This window comes from Actinomycetospora chibensis (genome assembly GCF_028737215.1).
Classification (GTDB): domain Bacteria; phylum Actinomycetota; class Actinomycetes; order Mycobacteriales; family Pseudonocardiaceae; genus Actinomycetospora; species Actinomycetospora chibensis.
The window spans coordinates 17,577-38,347 of record NZ_JAQZAM010000028.1 but is presented as its reverse complement, the minus strand read 5'-3'; the positions used below and the strand labels follow the sequence as shown (position 1 = coordinate 38,347).

Sequence of the window (20,771 nt, the reverse complement as noted above, 5' to 3'; positions counted from 1 at the left end):
TCAGGCGGCGAGGCTCGCCCGCGGGCGCGTCGCGGCGAGGATGAAGTCCGCGACGAGCGCGGGGTCGTCGCCCATCGGGACGTGCCCGCAGCCCGGCAGGACGTAGACCGCGGCGTCCGGCAGGGCGCGGCGCAGCCGCCCGGACTGCCAGCGCGGCAGCAGCATGTCCCGCGAGCCCCAGCCGACCGTCGTCGGCACCGCCGAGCGGGCCGGCGCGCTCCAGGTGTCGAAGTGGGCGAGCATCGTCGCGAACGACGAGCGCGGACGGCTCAGGCCCTGGAGGTCCGCGCCGACCTCCACCGGGTCGATCCGCGACGGGTGGGCCAGCAGCAGACCGAGCAGCGCGGTGCGCAGGATCGGGGTGGCGAGCATCCGCTCGAGGCGCTGCGAGGGGATCACCGCCAGCGCGGCGTGGGCCCCGCCGAGGATCGCGCGGGCGTACACCCGCTCGGCCCGCGACCAGAACCCGGCGGGCGAGAGCGCGGTCGCCGACCGCACGGTGCCCCGGGCCGCGAGCTCGAGGGCGACCAGGCCGCCCATCGAGTTGCCGACGGCATGCGGACGGTCGAGGCCCTGGGCGGTGCAGAACGCCTCGACCGCGTCGGCGAGCGGGGCGATGTCGCCGCCGTAGTCGCCGGGCAGGTCGGGCGAGTCCCCGTGGGAGGGCAGGTCGATCGCCCACAGCTCACGCTCGGGCGCGAGCAGCGGCACCACGTGGTCCCAGCCCTGGCGCCGGTGCGTGATCCCGTGCAGGAGCAGCACGGGCTCCCCGGTCCCGGTGCGGGTGTGCGCGAGCTCCACGGCGCTCAGTGCTCCCGCGGGTGGACGATCACCTTGCCGGTGACACGCCGCTCGGCCAGCTCGTTGATCGCCGATGCGGCCTCGCCCAGCGGGTAGGTCGCGCTGATCGGCGGGGCGAGGCGCCCCTTCGCGATGTCGTCGAGCATCGCGTCCCACTGACGGCGCATGAACCCCGAGCGCTTGGAGGCGTACGCACCCCAGCCGGCCCCGACGACCGAGATGTTGTTGAGCAGCAGCCGGTTGACCTTGACGGTGGGGATGTCGCCCGCGGTGAAGCCGACGACCGCGAGACGGCCGTCGTCCCCGAGGGAGCGCAGCGAGTCGGTGAAGCGGTCGCCGCCGACCGGGTCGACGACGATGTCGACGCCCGCGCCCCCGGTGATCTCCTTCGCGGCGTCCTTGAACCCCTCGACCAGCACCGCGTGGTCGGCCCCGGCGGCACGGGCGACCTCGGCCTTGCCCTCGGAGGACACCACCGCGATCACCGTCGCCCCGCGCGCCTTGGCGAACTGGATGCAGGCGACGCCCACGCCGCCGGCGGCGCCGTGCACGAGCACGGTCTCGCCCTCGGCGAGGTGGCAGCGGGTCTCGAGCACGAAGTGCGCGGTGAGGTAGTTCATCGGCAGGCCGGCGCCGATGTCGAAGGACACCGCGTCGGGCAGCGGGAAGACCAGCTCGGGCGAGACGGCGACGGCCGTGGCGAACCCGCCGAGCACCGGCATCGCGGCCACCCGGTCGCCGGCGGCGAAGCCGGAGCCGTCCGGGGCCTCGCGCACCGTGCCCGCGACCTCGCTGCCGAGCAGGAAGGGCAGGTCGGGCTTCATCTGGTACTCGCCGCGGGTGAGCAGCAGGTCGGGGAAGACGACGCCGGCCGCCTCCACGTCGATGAGCACCTGGCCGTCGCCGACCGTGGGCTCCTCGACCTCGGCGACCTCCACCGCGTCCGGCCCGTCGAGCCGGACGACCTGTACCGCGCGCACCGCGACCTCCCGTTCCGGCCGACCGGACCGTCAGCCGTGACGGTTCTACAGGAGCGCGGCGGGGATGTCAGGTGAACCGGTAGACCGTGGTGCGGGTCGTCTCACCGCCCTCGAGGTCGAGGGTCCCGACGACCTCGTAGCTCCCGAGCGCCGTCACGCGACGCCGCGGCAGGTACTCGCGGCCGGGATCGCCGACGACGACGTCGACGCCCACCGCGACCGCCTCGTCGCAGAAGCGCTCGACGAGCCGGGCCATGGGCTGCTCGTAGAAGACGTCGCCGGCGAGCACGAGGTCGACGTCGAGGGGCTCGTCGGCGTCCAGCACGTCGCCGACCACGTCGATCTCGACGTCGTTGGCCTGCGCGTTGAGCACGATCGCGGCGCGGGCCCGCGCGTCGGTGTCCGAGGCGATCGCGGCCGCGGCACCCGCGCGCAGGGCGGCGATCGCGACCAGCCCCGACCCCGAGGCGAGGTCGAGCACCCGGCGGCCCCGGACGAGGTCGGGGTGGTCGAGGACGTGGCGCGCGAGGGCCTGGCCGCCGACCCAGGCGAACGCCCAGAACGGCGGCGCGTCCTCGTCGATCGCCGACCACGTGCGGTGCATGTCCTCGGCGAGCAGCAGGGTGACCTCGGGGACGAGCGGAGGACGGCCGGGCGTCGTCCAGTCCCGGATGCCGTCACCGGCGGTCATGGCCGGCTCCGGAAAGTGACGCCGCGCAGACGCTGCGCAAGGGGCGGTGCTTTCCCTACCCTGAACGCCACGCCGACCCAGGCGTCCCAGCCCGAGGCTTCACAGCCGCACCGCCGACCGACGCGCCGTCCGAGGAGGTCCTCATGACCGTTCCGCCCGGTGGGCCGGCCGACGAGGACGCCGTGCTGCTCTACGTCGGGGGCCCGCTCGACGGGCGCGTGGAGGTGCGCGAGGCACGCCACGGCACCCCGCTGCCGACGGTGACGCACACCCACCTCCACGACGGCCCGAAGGTCGTCCATGTCTACGACCTGCACCCGCTCACCCCTTCCGCCGGCGTCTACCGCCTGCGGCTCAGCGAGGTGCCGGCCGATCAGTCGCCGGCGGCGAGGTAGCCCAGGGCGCACAGCGTGCCCCATGCCCCCGCGACGCCGGCCGCCTTGGCCCGGGCCGTGCTGTCCGGGAGCGACGTCCCGAGCAGGACCAGGTCGACGACGTCGGACCCGACCCGCACGGCCACGGCGGTGCGCAGCGCCCTGCCCGCCGGCGCGAGGGCCATCGCCAGCCCGCAGGCGAGGTCGCGTCCGCCGAGGGCACGCACCCCGATCGCGGTGGCCGTCGGCAGCGGTGCCCCCTCGGCCTGCAGGGCGGTGGGCTTCGTGAACAGCTCGGGGCGGGCGATGATCGCCACGCTGTAGCCGGCGGTGGCCACGCCGAGCAGGCGGGGGAACCAGGTCAGGTCGCGAGAACGTCGCGAGCGGGAGGAGGACATGGCGTCGTGTACCCCCCGGCGATCACCGGCATCCGCCGAGGAGTCCGTCTGCGACGTCCGTCCGGCTAGCTCCGCGGCTCCTCGGCGGGCGGGAGGCGCAGCATCAGGCGCAGGGCGCGGCTGAAGAGGTCGGCCTGCACGGCGTCCTCCCCGAGAACGCGGCGCAGCCGGATGAGCCCGTGGTAGAGCGCGGCCGCGACGACGACGAACTCGTCGTCCCGGACGGCCTCCCGCACGGCCGGGTCGAGGTTCTCCCAATCGCGGGAGAGCACGTCGGTGGCGAACCGGGCCAGGCGCACCTCGTGCTCGGCGAGGCGGTCGGCGAACTCGGGGTGCCGCACGGCGTAGAGCCAGACCTCGGCGTCGAGCAGCGCTTCCTCGCGCGAGTCGGCGACGTCGGAGACGAGGCGGTCGAGCGCGGCGAAGGTCTCCTCCGGGTCGCCCGAGACGATCGTGGACTTCAGGTCGACCGCCACCGAGGTCTGGTCCTCGACCAGCGCGGTGAACAGCGCTTCCTTGCTCGCGAAGTGCACATACACCGACCCGACCGACACGCCGGCCGTCCTCGCGATCTCCTCGACCGACGCCGGGCCGTACCCGCGTTCGGCGAACACCCGGCGCGCGGCCTCGAGGAGCGCCTCCCGGGTCCGGGCCTTGGTCGCTGCGCGTCGCCCGAGGGGCGCCGCTGCCGCCACCTCGCCACCCTCGGTCACCTGCCGCGTTCCTCCTCGCCCCACGGCCGGCCCTGTCGTCGCCGTCCCGCAGTGACGGATCGTAACCCGGCGGCCGTCCGCCAGGTGGTGGTGCGATCGCGGACAATGGACCGGTGACCACCTCGACGGCGCTCCTGCCCGCTCCCGGCGCGGATCCCGACGAGCTCTACGAGGGGTTCGCGGACTGGGCCTCCGAGCGCGGGCTCGACCTCTACCCGGCCCAGTCCGAGGCGCTGATCGAGCTGGTCTCGGGATCGAACGTCATCCTCTCCACGCCCACCGGGTCGGGGAAGTCGCTGGTCGCGCTGGGCGCCCACGTCACCGCGATGTCCCGCGGCGAGCGCAGCGTCTACACCGCGCCGATCAAGGCGCTGGTCTCGGAGAAGTTCTTCGCGCTCGGTGCCCAGCTCGGCTACGCCAACGTCGGGATGCTCACCGGCGACGCCGCGGTGAACCCGGAGGCGCCGGTCATCTGCTGCACCGCCGAGGTGCTGGCGAACTGGGCGCTGCGCGAGGGCCCCGGCGCCGAGGTCGGCCAGGTCGTCATGGACGAGTTCCACTACTACGCCGACGCGGAGCGCGGCTGGGCCTGGCAGGTGCCGATCCTCGAGCTGCCCCAGGCGCAGTTCCTCCTGATGTCGGCGACGCTGGGCGACGTCTCGTTCTTCGCCGAGGACCTGACGCGGCGCACGGGGCGCGAGACCGCGGTCGTGGCGCACACCGAGCGCCCCGTCCCGTTGTCGTTCCGCTACGCGCGGACGCCGCTGCACGAGACGATCACCGAGCTCCTCGCCGGGCAGCAGGCGCCGGTCTACGTCGTGCACACCACCCAGGCCGCGGCGATCGAGCAGGCGCAGGCCCTGATGAGCCTCAACGTCTCCTCGAAGGCCGAGAAGGAGCGGATCGCCGAGCTCATCGGCGCGTTCCGCTTCACCGCCGGGTTCGGCAAGACGCTCTCGCGGCTGGTGCGCCACGGCATCGGCGTGCACCACGCCGGGATGCTGCCGAAGTACCGGCGTCTCGTGGAGACGCTCGCCCAGGCCGGGCTGCTCAAGCTCATCTGCGGCACCGACACCCTCGGCGTCGGGATCAACGTCCCGATCCGCACCGTGCTCTTCACCGCGCTGACCAAGTTCGACGGCCAGCGGGTGCGCCACCTGCGGGCCCGCGAGTTCCACCAGGTCGCCGGGCGCGCGGGCCGCGCGGGGCACGACGTCGCCGGCTACGTCGTGGTCCAGGCCCCCGAGCACGAGGTGGAGAACGCCAAGCGGCTCGCGAAGGCCGGCGACGACGTCAAGAAGCAGCGGCGCGTCGTGCGGGTCAAGCCGCCCGAGGGGTTCGTCTCGTGGTCGGAGAAGACCCTCGAGAAGCTCATCGAGGCACAGCCCGAGGCGTTGACCAGCCAGTTCCGGGTGTCGACGGCGATGCTCCTGCAGGTCGCGTCCCGCCCGGGGGACTTCTTCGCCGCCATGCGCCACCTGCTCGAGGACAACCACGCCGACCGTCCCACCCAGCGCCGCCTCATCCTGCGGGCGATCGCGCTGTTCCGTGGGCTGCTCGAGGCCGACGTCGTGGAGCGCCTGCCCGAGCCCGACGCCGCCGGGCGGACCGTGCGGCTCGTCGACGACCTCCAGGTCGACTTCGCGCTCAACCAGCCGCTCTCGCCGTTCGCGCTCGCCGCGTTCGACCTGCTCGACCGGGAGTCGCCGACCTACGCGCTCGACATGGTCTCGGTGGTCGAGTCGACCCTCGACGACCCGAAGCAGATCCTCCGCGCCCAGGAGAACTCCGCCCGGGGCGAGGCCGTGCAGGCGATGAAGGCCGAGGGCATCGAGTACGAGGAACGCATGGAGCTCCTCGAGGACGTCAGCTGGCCCAAGCCGCTGGCCGAGCTCCTCGGCGCCGCCTACGAGTCCTACCGCACGGGTCACCCCTGGGTCGCCGACCACGAGCTGTCGCCGAAGTCGGTGGTGCGCGACCTCTACGAGCGCGCGATGAACTTCACCGAGTACGTCTCGTACTACAAGATCGCCCGGTCCGAGGGTCTCGTCCTGCGCTACCTCACCGACGCCTTCCGCGCGCTGCGCCAGACGGTCCCCGAAGCCGCGCGCACCGAGGACATCGACGACCTCGTCGCCTGGCTCGGCGAGCTGGTGCGTCAGACCGACTCGTCGCTGCTCGACGAGTGGGAGAACCTCGCGAACCCGAGCGAGCTCGACGCCGCCGGGGACGACGCCCGTCCCGTCGACCAGGGCCCGCCGCCGGTCACCCGCAACGAGCGGGCGTTCCGGGTGCTGGTGCGCAACGAGATGTTCCGCCGGGTGGAGCTGTTCGCCCGGCGCTCCCCCGCCGACCTGGCCGCCCTCGAGGACGACGGTCCATCCCTCGACTGGTGGGCCGACGCGATGGAGGCCTACTTCGCCGAGTACCCGACCCTCGGCTCCGGTCCCGACGCGCGAGGCCCGGCGTTCTACCGCGTCACCGTGCAGGGCCGGACCTGGCACGTCCGCCAGGTCCTCGACGACCCCGAGGGCGACCACGACTGGGCCATCACCGCCGAGGTCGATCTCGACGCCTCCGACGAGCTCGGCGCGGCCGTCGTGCACGTCACGGCCGCAGGGCCGATGTCGACGGTGTAGTCACCGGGCCCACCAGGGCGTCGGCCCCGCCTCCCCGGCCCGGCGACGCCCGGCGAGCAGTCGACGCTCGATGGCCGCGTCGGCCATCGCCCGGGCCCGGGCGAAGACGACGGTCGCCAGCCCGGCGACCGCCGTGGGCGGGCGACCGCGTGCTTCCGACCGTGCAGCGCCTGGTTCCCCACCATCTCGCGCAGCGAGCGCCGCAACGCCCGGCGGTGCGCGTCGAGGAGGGCGTCACGGGCGGCGTGCGGCCGGACCTCCACCTCGATCTCCTGCTCGTGGTCCGGCGAGGACAACCGGGCGACGTGCCCGGCCTCCTCGAGCCGGCGCAGCATCCTGGCGACCGCGCTGCGCGTGAGGCCCAGTCGCTACCACTGCAGGGCCGGCCCGAGGTCGTCGAGGAGCAGCGTGACGAGCTCGTCCGTCGCGTCCTCCTCCTCGGCCGCTCGATCCACGCCGTCCAGCGTCGCCGACCGGCCGCCGCTGCGGGGTCGGTTCCGACGATGTCGAACCGTGTCCTCAGGACACGGTCTCCGAGCGAGGCTCACGCCCCGAGGAGCTCCACCTCGTCGCGGGCGCGTGGGCGCACCGAGCCCGGCGACGTGCCGACGACGCGGCGGAAGGCGCGGCTGAACGCGGCCTCGGAGCGGTAGCCCATGGCACCGGCGACGGCGGCGACGGTGGTGTCGCCGGCCCGGAGGCGGTCGTGGGCGACGAGCATGCGCCAGCGCGTCACGTACGCCATCACCGGCTCGCCGACCAGGGCGGTGAAGCGGGCGGCGAAGGTCGACCGGGACAGGGCGAGCTCGCGGGCGAGACCGGCGACGGTCCACTCGTGCGCGGGGTCGGCGTGGACGAGGGCGAGCGCACGGCCGATGTCGGGGTCGGCGAGCGCACCGAGCCAGCCCGTGCGCGCGGACGGGTCGTCCGAGAGCCAGGCCCGCAGCATCTGCACCACGAGGACGTCCGCGAGCCGGGTGATCACTGCCTCGCCGCCGGGCCGGGTCTCCTCCACCTCCAGCGCGATCAGCCGCAGCGTGTCGTGCAGGCGCGCGGTGAGTGGCGAGACCGGCACGTGGACGACGTCCGGCATCAGCGCCACGAGCCGCTCGGCCATCGGGTGCTCGAGCCGGACGGCGCCGCAGATCATGGTGGTCGGCGCGCCGTCGCCGCCGTAGGTGATCGTCGCGTAGCGCTCGCCGTACCAGGTGTGCGGCAGCGTGAGGACGTTCGACGCGGGCGACCGGGGCGGCGGGTCGGTCGAGCGCATCTCGTGGCCCTCGCCGCGCGGCAGGAGCACGACGTCGGACGGGGACAGCGTCACCACCTCGTCGCCGACGACGATCGTCGCGGTCCCCGACGTCACGACGTGGAACCACAGGCAGCCCGGCGTCTCGGGCAACCGCAGCCCCCAGGGCCCGCGCAGGTCGGACGAGCAGTAGAAGGTCCCGCTCATCCGCAGGACGTGCAGGGCCGCGCCCACGGCGTCGGACGGGGTCCAGGGCGGATGAGCGGCGACGGTCACGGCGCTCAGCCTCCGCCATCGGAGAGCCGATCGTCCACGAGATCGGACGATCGAGCAGGAGAACCGGCGCCACGGCGATGGTTCGTCCCACGGGACCGGCCCAGTGTTGGACGCACCGGATCACCGAGCGCGGAGGAGACGCCATCATGATCACTGTCCTGGGGGCCAGCGGGAACACCGGCGGACGCGTCGTGCGCCGCCTGCGCGAGAGCGGGGAGGCGGTGCGGGCCGTCGGGCGCGACCCCGGCCGCCTCGTTGACGCGGCCGCGCACGGCGCCGAGCCGCATGTCGCCGACATCACCGACCGGGCCGCGCTCACACGGGCCCTGCGTGGCGCGGACGCCGCCTACGTCCTCATGCCCCTCGACCTCGCCGCGCCGGGTTACCGCGCCCAGCAGGAGCAGGTGGGCACCGCGATCGTGGGCGCGCTGGCCGACGCCCGCGTCCCCCACGTGGTGGCGCTGAGCTCGCTCGGTGCCGAGCTCTCCACCGGCACCGGCCTCCTCGAGGCCCTCCACGAGCAGGAGCAGCGGCTCGCCGCGCTCGACGCCTCCGTGGTGCTCCTGCGCCCCGGCCTGTTCTTCGAGTCGTTCCTGCCGTCATTGGCGCCGATGCTCGCGACGGGCGTGCACCACGACACGATCGACGCGGACGTCGCGCTGCCGATGGTGGCCACCGCGGACATCGGCGACGCCGCCGCGGCGCTGCTGCGCGACCCGGACTCCGCCGGCGTGCGCGAGCTGCCCGGGCCCGAGGAGCTCACCGTGCCCGACGCCGTCGCGCGGCTCGGCGCGGCGATCGGCCGGCCCGGCCTGCGCTACGAGCGCCCGCCCGAGGACGTCATGCGCGCGGTGCTCGTCGAGGCGGGACTGCCTGCGGACCTCATCGAGGAGCACCTCGCGATGAACGCGGCCTTCAACCGCGGCGTCGTGCGGCGCCACGGGGTCGGTGTGCTGGCGACCCCCACGACGATCGAGGAGTGGGCCCGCAGCGCCGTCCCGGTGGCGTGAGCGGGCTACTTCTTGCGGGTGCGCCCCAGCGACGGCGGCGGGACCACCGGCCCGAGGTCGCCGTTCGGCGCCTCGTCGAGGTCGACGATCACCGGCGCGTGGTCGGACGGACCGGTCCCCTTGCGGGCCTTCCGGTCCACCCAGGCGGCGGCCCGGCGCGCGGCGACCGGGCCGCCCGCCAGCACGAGGTCGATGCGCATGCCGCGGTCCTGGTGGAACGCGCCGCCGCGGTAGTCCCAGTAGCTGAACGCCCGGTCGTCGGGCCAGCGCTCCCGGATCACGTCGTGCAGGCCGGCCTTCATCAGCGTCGCCAGCGCCTCGCGCTCGGGCGGGGTGACGTGGGTGGACTCGGCGAACGCCTCGACGGAGTAGACGTCCTCGTCCGTGGGGGCGATGTTGAAGTCGCCCGCCACCACCGTCGCGTCCGGGTCGCCGGCCTCGACGAGGTCGCGCAGGGCCGCGAGCCACTCGAGCTTGTAGGCGTAGTGCGGGTCGTCCGGGTCACGGCCGTTGGGGACGTAGACCGAGGTGACCCGCAGCCCGCCGCAGGTGGCGGAGACGGCGCGGGCCTCCTGGTGGGGGTAGCCGGGGGCGCCGGGCAGGCCCTCCTCGACGTCGTCGAGACCCACGCGGGACAGCAGCGCCACGCCGTTCCAGCGGCCCTCCCCGTGGTGCGCGACGGCGTAGCCGCGCTCGGCCAGCGGGGCGGCGAAGCTCTCGGCGAACGCCTCGTCCGACAGCTTGGTCTCCTGCAGACAGACCACATCGGGCGCTCGCTCGTCGAGCCAGCCCAGAAGCCGGGGCTCCCGGGCCTTGGCGGAGTTCACGTTCCAGGTGGCCAGTCGCACGCCCGCCACGCTAGCCGGGCGTCCCCCGGGCGGCCGGAGGAACCCGCACGGTGCGCGTTCCGTGCGCTCGGACGGGGTACTAGCGTTTGCGCATGGCCGCAACCACCCCCGTGACGAACGAGGACCGGCTGCGGCGGATCGCCCAGATCACCGACACCACGCTCGCCCACCTGGACGTCCCGGACCTCCTCGACGAGCTCCTGGACCGGGTGCGTGCCCTGCTCGACGCCGACACCGCGGCCGTCCTCCTGCTGGATCCCTCCTCGACCTACCTGGTCGCCACCGCCGCGCGCGGCGTCGAGGAGGAGGTGCGCCAGGGCGTCCGCATCCCCGTCGGGAGGGGATTCGCCGGGCGCATCGCCGCCGAGCGCCGGCCGGTGATCATCGACGAGGTCGACCACTCGAACGTCCTCAACCCGATCCTGCGGGAGAAGGACGTCCGCTCGCTGCTCGGTGTGCCCCTGGTCGCCGAGGGCGGGGTCATGGGCGTCCTGCACGTCGGCACCCTCACACCGAGGCGCTTCACGATGGATGACGCGGACCTGCTGCAGACCGCCGCCGACCGGATCGCCCTGGTCACGCGCACGCGCCTGTCGGACCTCGACCGCGCCGCGGCGTCGGCCCTCCAGCGCAGCCTCATGCCCGGTGCGCTGCCGCGGGTCACCGGGATCGAGTTCGCGGCGCGGTACATCCCCGGCGACGCGGGCGGCCTCGGCGGGGACTGGTACGACGTCTTCTCCCTGCCGTCCGGGCGCCTCGGCGTCGTCATCGGGGACGTGGTCGGGCGCGGGCTCCAGGCCGCCGTGATCATGGGCCGCCTGCGCAGCGCCCTGCGCGCGTTCGCCCTGGAGGAGGACGACCCCGCGGAGGTCCTCGAGCGCCTGGACGGCAACGTGCAGCACTTCGAGGAGAACGTCATGGCGACGGTCCTCTACGCGATCTTCGAGCCATCACTGGAGCGCGTGTCGCTGTCGAGCGCAGGCCACCTGCCGCCGATCATCGCGCAGCCCGGGGAGCGCTCGGCGCTGCTCAACCTGCCGATCGACCTGCCCGTCGGGGTGTCCGTCGGCCCCCCGCGCCGCACCACCACGATCGATCTCCCGGACCACGGGCTGCTCTTCCTCTACACCGACGGTCTCGTCGAACGGCGCGGGAGCCCCCTGGACACGGGCCTGGACGCGCTGTGCGAGGTCGTGCGGGCCGAGGACGCCGAGGCGGTGTGCGGCGGGGTGCTGCACCGCATGATCGGCGCCACCCCGGTCAACGACGACGTGGCGATGCTCGTCGCCCACCGTCTGGGCACGCCGTCGGTGGTGCCGCTGAGCATCGTCGTGCCGGCGGTGACGCGCACCCTGTCCGACGTCCGCTCCTCGGTCCGCCGGTGGCTCGCGGCCGCCGGGGCGTCGCCCGAGGACGCGGCCGACATCCTCGTCGCCACCGGCGAGGCGTGCTCCAACGTCGTGGAGCACGCGTACGGGCCTGCCGGCGGGACCCTGGTCGTGCAGATGGAGCTGGAGGGGGCGACGGTCGTGGGGACGGTGCGCGACAACGGGCGATGGCGTCCGGCCCGCGGGCAGGAACGCGGGCGGGGCACCGCGCTGATCCGCCAGTGCAGCGACGACATGGACGTGACCGCCGGGCCCGGGGGCACCACCGTCACCTTCCGACGTCACCTCACGGGGAGCAGCCGATGACCGCCGCGTCCGTCGTCGTCCACCCGGAGGGCTCGGCCGTCCGCATCGTCATGGGCGGCGAGATCGACCTCGAGAACGCCCTGGAGGTCGAGGAGCAGCTGACCGCGGCCATCACGAACGAGACCTCGGCGGTCACGCTCGACCTGGCCGACCTCGCCTACCTCGACAGCGCGGGCCTGCGGGTGCTGTTCGCCCTGGGCGCCCGGCTCGAGGTGCTGCAGATCGAGATGACGGTGCTGGCTCCGCCGGGTTCCCTGACCCGGCGGGTGCTCCAGCTCTCGGGCTTCGAAGGCGTGGCCGCGCTCGACGGCTGAGCCGCCGTCGTCAGCCCTTCTCGACGCCGCCCTTCTCGACCGAGCGGCGGACCGTGTCGAGCGTCTGCTCCATGCCGCGGCGGTTCGCCTCCGGTACGTCCCAGGCCCGGGCGCGGCCCACGACGTTGGCGATCGGGCTGCGCCGGTCCTGCCAGTACTGCTCGATGCGCGTCCGCCCGCCCTCCGGGACGAGCCGGAAGCCCCAGCGCGCGACCGGCTGGCCGAGCAGCGAGACGTCCCAGCTGATGGCCCGCTGCGGGTCGTACTCGACGACGGTGCCGTCGGTCGACCAGCGGAGCAGTCCCTTGCGGTTGTACCCCTTGAACCGCGCACCCGCCTCCGGCCCGGTGGCGCCGCCGACCCAGTCCACACGGTGGCACTCCGGCGAGATGTCGCCGATCCGCGCCGGGTCCCCGACGAGCTCCCACACCCGCTCGGGCGGTGCGTCGACGGTGCGGGTGACGACGACGTCGTCGGCCATGGGTTCCTCCATACGGCGGCAGCGGGACGATCGCACCGTAGTCGGACGATCGCCCCGCTGCTCGACGCCGGGACCTCTGCCCGGGCCTACGCCTCCTCGCCGATCGCGGACGCCACGCGGAGGTCGGCGAGGTACTCGACGATCGAGTGCGCACTCTCGCCCGTCTTCGCCGTCTGGACGTCCTCGACACCGCCCCAGACGGGGGCCAGGGGCGCGCCGATCGCGACGGCGTCCGCCGGGCACCAGGCGTTGATCCAGCGCCCGACGTCCGGACGGCGCGGTCCTCCGAGCAGGAGCCGCTTGTTCACCGAGTCCATGCCCAGCGGGCTGCCCGCGGTGACGAGCAGCCGGACCTCGACACCGGCCGGCAGGCGCGTCAGCAGGTCCATCGCCACCACCGTGCCGAGGCTGTGGGACACGAGCGTCATCGCTCCCGACGGCGGGATCGTCTCGAGCACCGTGCTCAGGATGCGGTTCCGCGTCGCGTCGTCGTCGAGATAGAGCGCCACGTCGCGGAACCGCACGGCGATGAACAGGTCGTCGAGACGACTCTTGTCGGCCAGCCAGGAGAGGGCCGGCTGCAGCCCGGCGACCAGGTCGCCGAAGCCCTCCCTGTCCGTGGACGGGGGACGGAAGCCGGCCAGGCTCGCGGCATCCTCGATCAGCGCGGCGTAGGTGGCGCGGGCCGACGAGGCCGACGGCGCCGCACGCACGGCCGCCGGCGCGCCGTCCCCCTCGATGATCGTGCGCTCGACCGCGGACGGTCCGGCCAGCTCGGCGAGGACGTCGCCGTAGAAGGGGAACCACACGCGCGCCGGGTCGAGCGGCGCGCGCCCGACGGCACCGAGCCCGCGGGCGAGGCCACCCGCCCACTCCGCCCGGAGCACCAGCGGGTCCCGGCCCTGCTGGGACCGGCCGTGCACGAACACCACGTGCGGCGGTGTCTCCGGCACAGCCCGGACTCCCGCCCGGCCCGTGGTCTCGCGGGCCGTCTTCGTCACGCGCAGCGCGCCCTCCGTCGGCCGCCCCGCCCCGACCAGCGCCTCGGCGCCGAGCTCGTCGACGAGCGCCGTCTGCGCGGGCGTGCGGGCCAGCGCCCGCAGCCGCGTGAGCACCACCGAGATCCGCGCGCCCTCGTTGGCCACCCAGGCGACCGCGGCGTCGCCCATCGAGCGGTCCCACACGGCGCCGTCGGTCGTGAGCCACTGGCCGGCGTCGTTCGTCCGCGGGACGCCGGAGTGGTGGAGCGCGACGACCTCCCACTGGTCGTTGAACACCGGCGACCCGGAGTTGCCCGGCTCGGTGTCCGCCTCGTAGTGCAGGAAGTCCGGGAGCTGGTCGAGGAGCCGGTTGTGGCGGACCGCGATCTCCTTCCGGCGCCCCGAGGGATGACCGATGACGTTCGCGGCCTCGCCGATGACGATCTTCCCTTGCTGCTTGAGCAGCTTGTTCCACCCGTACTTGTCGCCGGCGAGCACACCGCCCGCCGGTGCGACCGCCACGAGGCTCGCGTCGATCCCGGCGTCGGTGAGGAACAGCGTGTCGGGGTCCAGGTCGAACGCGGCAGGCGCCTCCGGCCTGCCATCGGGCCCCAGCTCGAAGTCGAACTCCACGAACGCCCCGGCCGCGGTCGTGGCGTCGGGCAGGACGTGGTTGTTCGTCAGCAGGAGCCGCCGGCCGACGAGGAAGCCGGTCCCCGCGCCGCCGTCCACGAGCGATATCCGGCCGACGGACTCGGCGATCGCCGTCCCGCGGCCGAGGAAGAGGCTCGGCTGCAGGTCGTTCTCGGCGATGATCCGTTCGAGAACGCCCTCGTGCCGGGCGGCCTGCCGCACCGCCCGCGACCCGACGGCGTCGCCGAGGAGCCGTTCCGCGCGGGCCTCGATCTGGTCGGGATCGTCGACGACGAGCGTGCCCGTCGCCTCCTGCTGGCGTTCCGTCTCCGCCCTCTTCGGTGCCCGGCGCTTGTACCGGGACGCGGCGAGCTCCTGCTGCTCCCGGAGGGTGCTGCTCATACGAGCACCCCGGCGAAGCGGAGGAGATCAGCGATCGTGCGGACGGGGTTCCCGTTCGCGTCCTTCACCCCGGAATCCGGGGTCCAGCCGTTCCCGGCGGTCTCGAAGGAGTCCGGGTCGAGGCGAATCTGACCGCGGAGGGTCTCGGCCACGATGCGACCGCCCACCACACCGAGCTTGCCGCCGCCGCCGATCTCGGCCTCCTTGAGGATGTAGAACCACAGGGGCGTGGCGTCGAGGAAGCCGCCGTCGGCAAGGGCGTCCCCGAGGACCGTCCCGGCGCCCGAGTTGAGCTGGGCCCTCGTGAGCGCAGGGACCCCGAGCTCGGCGGCCACGGCCTGGCCGGTCGGGATGCCGAGCTTGTAGCCCCGCAGGAGGTTCCGGACCGCCAGGCGCTTCAGCAGCCGCCGTACGCGCTCCGCGAGATGGGGATCGTTCCCCTCGTTCACCATCCGGTTCAACGGGGAGGCGAGATGCGTATCGATCTTCCGGGCCAGGCGGTCCTGGAAGAGAGGCGGGTCGTCGACGAGCCGGTCCCATTCGACCGGCCAGTTGTCGGGCAAGGTGTCGCCGGTCCCGAGGAAGATCGGCCTCGCCTTCCCGGTGAACGCGAAGAGCAGGTCGAACGACGCGTGGGTGTCCGGTTGTCCGGCCAGCCGACCGAAGTTGCGGTTCCAGTCGTAGGCGCCCCGGACCATGCTGTGCCCGAACCGGAACGCGGCCACCGAGAACTCGAGCGGCATGTACGTTCCCGTGCTCGTCGCCGCGAACAGCGGGTTCGCGGCGACCGCGTCGAGCGCCTCCTGCACGACGAGCTGGGGCAGGAACTGGTTCACGACGAGCCACTGGTAGGTCCAGCGGACGAGCTGGCGGGCGCGCTCGAAGGTCGCCGGCGCGTCGGGCTGCGGGTCGTTGGCCTCGACCCAGTCGACGACCTTGTTGTGGAAGTGCAGGAACGCGACGTGCAGCTGGGCGACGACGAGGTTCTCGTCGTTGCGCCCGTCGCCGATCAGCGCGGTCCCGGTGGGCAGGTCGGCGGTTCCCGGGGCCTCGACACGGGGCAGGTCCCGCGTGCCGAGGAGCGGAGGGACGGGCTCGGTGCGCACCGGACCGCCCGGGGTGGTGGGCGTCAGCGTGCCGAGCTTGAACCGCTTGCCGTCCACGTACGGCACGGCACCGGACTGCCCGCTCGCGGCGGGCCCGTCGCCGTACAGCGAGTCGAGGTTGAGAGCGGGCTGACGCAGGTTGCCCAGCTGGGCGATGACGTCGTTGGGGTGCTCGGGGTCGAACACGGCATCGACGATGCTCAGGTCCTTGTCCCGATCCGTGTTCGCCGTCAGGTCGTGGTCGATGAACTGACCCCAGTACGTGAACACCGGCGGGATGGGCGCATTCACATTGAGGCCGTCCACCGGGTCCTGGTCGATCATCGCCGAGCCGAGGGCCTTGAGGGCGACGACGACCGCCTCCGGCGTCGTGGTGGACAGGTGCGCCGTCGGGTAGCGGTCGGCGAGGTTCTCGAACAGGTAGTGGAAGGGCGTGGTGTCGTCCTTGGAGGCGGTGTCGATCGCCGCATTGCGGGTCACCTCCCGCAATCGGCCGATGTCCTCCCGGGCCTCCGCGTTCGGTGTCGCCTGGAACAGTTCCTCCGAGAGGGCGTGCCCGCCGTGATTGAGGTTGGTCAGGACGCGCGTCCCCTTGCCGGGAATGGCCATGGTGGTCCCCCTTTTCCGGTGACCCCGACGATTCCTCGTCGTGCCACCTCGGGGCAGAGGGGACAACTCCCTGAGGTGCGGGAACGGGGTTGCGACGAGTGCCGGGCCGACCACACTGCGCTGCACGCCCTCACCGACCGATCGTCCACTCCTACCTCCGGGTCACCGATCGATCGCACATGGTCGTCCGTTCCTCGCGCATTCCTGCGAACGGCCTAGAAAGCCTTTCCCCGACACAGGGGAAAACCCCCGGTTCGACCCGAAAGGCGGCACTGCTCCGCGCGCCGCGCCCGTCATCCTGTGTCCCATCCACCACGCACGCCCCGGTGTCACCACCACCGAGGGGAACCGATGACAGCGACCGACGCACCGCCCTTCGTCGGGCGCAGCGCCGAGCTCGACGCGCTGTGTGGGCTCGTCGCGGGTGGGCTCGTCGCGGGTGGGCTCGTCGCGGGCGGGCCGGAACGGGTCGCGGTCGTGCGGGGCGAGCCGGGGATCGGGAAGACCGAGCTGCTGGAGCGCGTGGCCGCGCGGGCCGCGGTCCGGACGGTGCGGGTCGCCGGCAGCGAGGAGGAGTCGCACCTGCCGTTCGCGACCCTCGCCGACCTCGTCCATCCGCTGCAGGACCGGCTGGCGGCGTTGCCCGAGGTCCAGCGCGAGGCCCTCGAGGTGAGCGTCGCGCGACGCGCCGGACGCCCCTCGGGGCCCTTGGCGGTGTGCGCGGCGGTCCTCGGTCTCCTCGAGGCCGGCGGTGAGCGCGAGGGGCTGCTCGTCGTCGTCGACGACCTGCAGTGGGTCGACCCGCCGTCGGCGGAGGTCCTCCTCTTCGTGGCGCGGCGGCTGCGATCGCCACAGGTCTCCCTGGTGTTCGCCACCCGCGACGAGCGCCGCGTGGTGCCGGGCGCGCTGGTCGTCGACGTCGGACGCCTGTCGGGCGCGGAGAGCCGCGAGCTCCTGCACCGACTCACCGGTGGTCGGGCGCCGATGGCGGTGGACCGGCTCGTCGTCGGCCTCGCGGGCCATCCACTCGCCCTGGTGGAGAACGCCCGTCACCTCGGCCCAGCGGTCCCCCCACGCGCCGGACCGGCCCTCGAGGCGCTCTGGAGGACCGCGCTCGAGGCGCTGCCGGAGTCCTCGCGGACCGCGGTCACGGTGCTGGCCGCCGCCGGCTCGGCGGGTGCCGACGAGGTCGACCTCGCCCTCGCCGATCTCGGCCTCGCCGCCCACGATCTGCACCCCGGCGAGGAGGCCGGCCTGCTCCGGGTGCACGAGGGAGGCCCGGACCTGCGCCACCCCCTGCTCCGCCCGGTCATCCTCGCCGCGGACCCGGCCCTCACGCGCCGCGCCCACGAGGCCCTCGCCGCGCGCACCACCGGCATCCGGCGCGCCTGGCACGAGGCGGCGCGCATCGAGGGCACCGACGACGTCGTCGGCGAGCAGCTCGCGGCGGCGGCGCGCTCGGCGGCGGAGCGCGGCGGGCACAGGAGCGCGGGCGAGGCGTGGGCGCGCTCCGCGCAGCTGAGCACCGACCGCTGGGACCGCGCCGACCGGCTGCTCGCGGCCGCCCGGGAGTTCCTGCTCGCGGGGTCGCTCGACCTCGCCGCCGGTCACGCGGAGGCAGCCGTCGCCCTGGACGACGACGACGCCTTCGCCGCGCGCGCCGAGATCGTGCGGAGCCGGGCGACCACCTGGCTCGGCGACCCCGGGCGGGCCGTCGACGACCTCGTCCGTACCGCCGAGCGCGTGGCGTCCGAGGACCCCGCCGCAGCCGCCGCCCTCTACGCCGAGGCCGCGGCGCCCGCCGCCATGGCGGGCCGCGTCCGCGACACCCTGGCACTGGTCCGCACCGCCGCGTCGCTCGCGCCGACGGGGACGCCGGTCCGCCGGGCCCCCGAGGCGCACGCCCTGGTCCTGAGCGGGGATCCGTCGTCGGCCGTGGACATCCTCGACGGCCTCGGCGACGACCCCGACGCGTTGCCGTGGGATCTCCAGGACGAGGCCCTGCGCGCCAGGATCGAGGTCCACGTCGAGCGCTACGCCGATGCCCACCGGCGGATCGACACCCTCCTCGCCGCCGCCCGGCGCCACGGCGCCGGCGCGATGCTCGCGTTCGCCCACGTCGTCCGCGCGGACGTCGAGCTCTGGCGGGGCCGTTGGCCCGCCGCGCGCGCCGACGCCGTCGAGGCCCTGCAGTGGGCCGAGGAGCGCGGGGAACGAGGCACCGCCGCGCTCGCGCTGCTGGTCCTCGCCCGGCTCGACGCGATGGTCGGCGACGTCGACCACAGTCGCGACCGCACCCGACGGGTCCTCGCCGAGATCGGCTCGCACGGGGTCGACTGCCTCCTGACCTCCGTGCCCGCGGTCGAGGGCCTCGCCGCGCTGGCGGTCGGGGAGGCCGAGGACGCTGTCGGCCACCTCGAGCGGGCCCACCGACGGGCGATGGCCGACGGCCTCGGCGCGAGCAACGTCGTGCCCTACGGACCGGACCTCGTGGAGGCGCTCGTCCGCAGCGGCGCACCCTGTCGCGCCCGGGAGGTGCTCGCGTGGTGGGAGGACAAGGCCGGGACCGGCCTGGCCTTCCCGGCCGCCACCGCCGCGCGCTGCCGCGGGATCCTGGCGACCTGTGACGACGACGCGGTGGACGCCTTCGCGGGCGCCCACGCGGCGCACGCCCGCAGCGACCAGCCGTTCGAACGGGCCCGCACCCTGCTCGCCGAGGCCGAGTCGCTGCGACGGTTGCGACGGCCCGCCGTGGCCCGCGCCGCCGCCCGCGAGGCGCACGCGCTCTTCGTGGGCCTCGGAGCCCGACCCTGGACCGCCCGCGCCGAGGCCGAGCTCGCGGCCGCCGGGGCTCCCCCGCCGCGGCGGGCGGGGCGCGAGACGGTCTGGTCGGCCCTGACGCCCCAGGAGTTCCAGGTCGCGCGGGCCGTCGCCGAGGGCCGGACGAACGACGAGGCCGCGGCGGCCCTGTTCGTCTCCCGCAAGACCGTCGAGAACCACCTCACCCGCGTCTATCGCAAGCTCGGGATGCGGTCGAGGAGCGATCTCGTGAGGTTGTTCCCCAGCGCCGGAATCGTTCCGGGTCCTGAGTTAGCGTGAGGACGGCCCCGCGGCGTGGCGGGCAGTCCGTCCCGCCTTTCTCGACGACCCCGGGGGGTCCGCCGTGACGCTCGAGCTCGACGACCTACGCGTCCGCAGCCTCGGTGACTGCCGCTACGACTCCCCGTTCGCGGAGATGCTGGCCACCAAGCGCACGTCGCCGCACTACGTCCACGAGGACGACCGCGTGCTCGTGGACGACACCGTCTCCGTGCTGCTGGAGCGCGGGGTGCCGATCGACCAGCTGCCCAGCCTCGAGGCGGCCGGGCCGCGCCGGAAGGTCTACTTCGACCCGGACGCCACCAGCGTCGGCATCGTGACCTGCGGCGGCCTGTGTCCCGGGCTCAACGACGTGATCCGCGGGATCGTCCAGGAGCTCACCGAGCACTACCACGTCGCGCACATCTACGGCTTCCGCAACGGCTACGCGGGCCTGACGCGCAAGCACCGGGAGCGCGTCGTCGAGCTCGACCTGCACGCCGTCCGGGACATCAACAACGACGGTGGCACGATCCTGGGCAGCTCGCGCGGCGACCAGGACCCCGGGGAGATGGTCGACACCCTCGTCGAGCTCGGGATCGACGTCCTGTTCGTCATCGGCGGCGACGGCAGCATGCGCGGCGCGATGAAGCTGACGAGCGTCATCGACGAGCGCGGCCTCGACATCGCGGTCATCGGCATCCCCAAGACCATCGACAACGACCTGCCCTACACCGACCAGAGCTTCGGGTTCCAGACGGCGTTCGCCCAGGCCACCGAGTTCATCGCGTCGGTGTTCGTCGAGTCGCAGGCCGCCGAGAACGGCGTCGGCATCGTCAAGCTGATGGGCCGGCACTCCGGCTTCATCGCCTGCTACGCGGCGCTGTCCAACAACGACGCCGACTTCGTGCTCATCCCCGAGGTGCCCTTCGTGCTCGACGGACCGGACGGGGTGCTGCGCCGCGTGGAGGACCACGTCCGCCGTCACGGCCAGGTCGTCCTCGTGGTCGCGGAGGGCGCCGGGCAGGAGCTGCTCGAGCAGGAGGGACAGACCACCGACGCGTCGGGCAACACGAAGCTCGGCGACATCGGGCTCTACCTCAAGGAGAAGATCACCGAGCACCTGACCGAGGTCGACCTCCCGCCCACGGTGCGCTATCTCGACCCGAGCTACGCGATCCGCAGCGTCGCCGCGAACGCCTACGACAGCGTCTACTGCGTCCGCCTCGCCCACGCCGCCGTGCACGCCGGGATGGCCGGGCGCACCGAGACCGTCGTCGTGCGCTGGCGCCGCCGGTTCGTGCACATCCCGATGGCGCTGATCACCGGGCACCGCAACCAGGTCGACCCGGACGGCGACCTGTGGATGTCGGTGATCGAGGCGACGGGCCAGCCCGCGACGTTCGGCGCCTGACCGTCACTGCGCGTCAGAACGACGCCCGTGTGCTGCGCTGAACGGGCGACGCAGCCGTTGCTACGGCGAGCTGACGGTCGC

17 protein-coding genes are annotated in these 20,771 nt (G+C 73.9%); 7 read left to right on the top strand and 10 right to left on the bottom strand.

The features are described 5' to 3' along the window. The 3 genes from PH189_RS27790 to PH189_RS27780 form a co-directional block, all read right to left on the bottom strand. Positions 1-801 (bottom strand): alpha/beta fold hydrolase, encoded by an 801-nt coding sequence (locus PH189_RS27790; RefSeq protein ID WP_274192111.1) that lies wholly within the window; start codon positions 799-801, stop codon positions 1-3. A gap of 5 nt (positions 802-806) precedes the next feature. Continuing rightward, on the bottom strand, positions 807-1,781 hold the full coding sequence (locus PH189_RS27785) for an NADPH:quinone oxidoreductase family protein (protein ID WP_274192110.1): 975 nt from the start codon (positions 1,779-1,781) through the stop codon (positions 807-809). A 67-nt stretch (positions 1,782-1,848) separates the two neighbouring features. Next, a complete protein-coding gene (locus tag PH189_RS27780) occupies positions 1,849-2,472 on the bottom strand; it encodes a class I SAM-dependent methyltransferase (protein ID WP_274192109.1) in 624 nt (207 codons plus the stop codon). A 143-nt stretch (positions 2,473-2,615) separates the two neighbouring features. On the opposite strand from PH189_RS27780, the gene PH189_RS27775 reads away from it, so the two are divergent. Next, the gene (locus PH189_RS27775; protein WP_274192108.1) at positions 2,616-2,867 is read left to right on the top strand and encodes a hypothetical protein; all 252 of its coding nucleotides are present in this window, start codon (positions 2,616-2,618) and stop codon (positions 2,865-2,867) included. Here the strand turns inward: PH189_RS27775 and PH189_RS27770 are convergent. After that, entirely contained in the window at positions 2,846-3,244 is a 399-nt protein-coding gene (locus tag PH189_RS27770) for a hypothetical protein (protein ID WP_274192107.1), read from the bottom strand. The genes PH189_RS27775 and PH189_RS27770 overlap by 22 nt on opposite strands. A 65-nt stretch (positions 3,245-3,309) precedes the next feature. After that, positions 3,310-3,957, bottom strand: coding sequence for a TetR/AcrR family transcriptional regulator (locus PH189_RS27765; RefSeq protein ID WP_274192106.1), 648 nt, complete (start codon positions 3,955-3,957; stop codon positions 3,310-3,312). 113 nt (positions 3,958-4,070) lie between these two features. On the opposite strand from PH189_RS27765, the gene PH189_RS27760 reads away from it, so the two are divergent. Further along, positions 4,071-6,596 carry a DEAD/DEAH box helicase gene (locus PH189_RS27760; RefSeq protein ID WP_274192105.1) on the top strand — a complete coding sequence of 842 codons (2,526 nt, stop codon included), beginning with the start codon at positions 4,071-4,073 and terminating at the stop codon, positions 6,594-6,596. A 544-nt stretch (positions 6,597-7,140) separates the two neighbouring features. Here PH189_RS27760 and PH189_RS27755 read toward each other — a convergent pair. Further along, positions 7,141-8,121, bottom strand: a complete 981-nt coding sequence (locus PH189_RS27755; protein ID WP_274192104.1) for an AraC family transcriptional regulator — start codon at positions 8,119-8,121, stop codon at positions 7,141-7,143. A 146-nt stretch (positions 8,122-8,267) separates the two neighbouring features. On the opposite strand from PH189_RS27755, the gene PH189_RS27750 reads away from it, so the two are divergent. After that, the gene (locus tag PH189_RS27750) at positions 8,268-9,131 is read left to right on the top strand and encodes an NmrA family NAD(P)-binding protein (RefSeq protein ID WP_274192103.1); all 864 of its coding nucleotides are present in this window, start codon (positions 8,268-8,270) and stop codon (positions 9,129-9,131) included. Positions 9,132-9,136: 5 nt separating this feature from the next. On the opposite strand, the gene PH189_RS27745 is transcribed toward PH189_RS27750, so the two are convergent. After that, entirely contained in the window at positions 9,137-9,979 is an 843-nt protein-coding gene (locus tag PH189_RS27745; protein WP_425550185.1) for an exodeoxyribonuclease III, read from the bottom strand. Positions 9,980-10,071: 92 nt separating this feature from the next. Here PH189_RS27745 and PH189_RS27740 point away from each other — a divergent pair, with 92 nt between their 5' ends. Next, entirely contained in the window at positions 10,072-11,673 is a 1,602-nt protein-coding gene (locus PH189_RS27740; RefSeq protein WP_274192101.1) for an ATP-binding SpoIIE family protein phosphatase, read from the top strand. Then, entirely contained in the window at positions 11,670-11,987 is a 318-nt protein-coding gene (locus PH189_RS27735; protein ID WP_274192100.1) for an STAS domain-containing protein, read from the top strand. Before PH189_RS27740 ends, PH189_RS27735 begins: the two co-directional genes overlap by 4 nt. 10 nt (positions 11,988-11,997) lie before the next feature. On the opposite strand, the gene PH189_RS27730 is transcribed toward PH189_RS27735, so the two are convergent. The 3 genes from PH189_RS27730 to PH189_RS27720 all read right to left on the bottom strand — a co-directional run bounded on the left by PH189_RS27730 (position 11,998) and on the right by PH189_RS27720 (position 16,198). Then, positions 11,998-12,468: an SRPBCC family protein gene (locus PH189_RS27730; protein WP_274192099.1), complete on the bottom strand. Its 471-nt coding sequence runs from the start codon at positions 12,466-12,468 to the stop codon at positions 11,998-12,000. Between the two features lie 86 nt (positions 12,469-12,554). After that, positions 12,555-14,483 carry a trypsin-like serine peptidase gene (locus PH189_RS27725; RefSeq protein WP_274192098.1) on the bottom strand — a complete coding sequence of 643 codons (1,929 nt, stop codon included), beginning with the start codon at positions 14,481-14,483 and terminating at the stop codon, positions 12,555-12,557. Next, on the bottom strand, positions 14,480-16,198 hold the full coding sequence (locus tag PH189_RS27720) for a peroxidase family protein (RefSeq protein ID WP_274192097.1): 1,719 nt from the start codon (positions 16,196-16,198) through the stop codon (positions 14,480-14,482). The genes PH189_RS27725 and PH189_RS27720 overlap by 4 nt, the downstream gene beginning before the upstream one ends. A gap of 351 nt (positions 16,199-16,549) precedes the next feature. Between PH189_RS27720 and PH189_RS27715 the strand changes: the two genes are divergently transcribed. After that, complete coding sequence (locus PH189_RS27715; RefSeq protein WP_274192096.1) at positions 16,550-19,297, top strand: helix-turn-helix transcriptional regulator; 2,748 nt, start codon at positions 16,550-16,552, stop codon at positions 19,295-19,297. A 64-nt stretch (positions 19,298-19,361) separates the two neighbouring features. Further along, positions 19,362-20,690: an ATP-dependent 6-phosphofructokinase gene (locus PH189_RS27710; RefSeq protein WP_274192095.1), complete on the top strand. Its 1,329-nt coding sequence runs from the start codon at positions 19,362-19,364 to the stop codon at positions 20,688-20,690. The last annotated feature ends 81 nt before the right edge of the window (positions 20,691-20,771 follow it).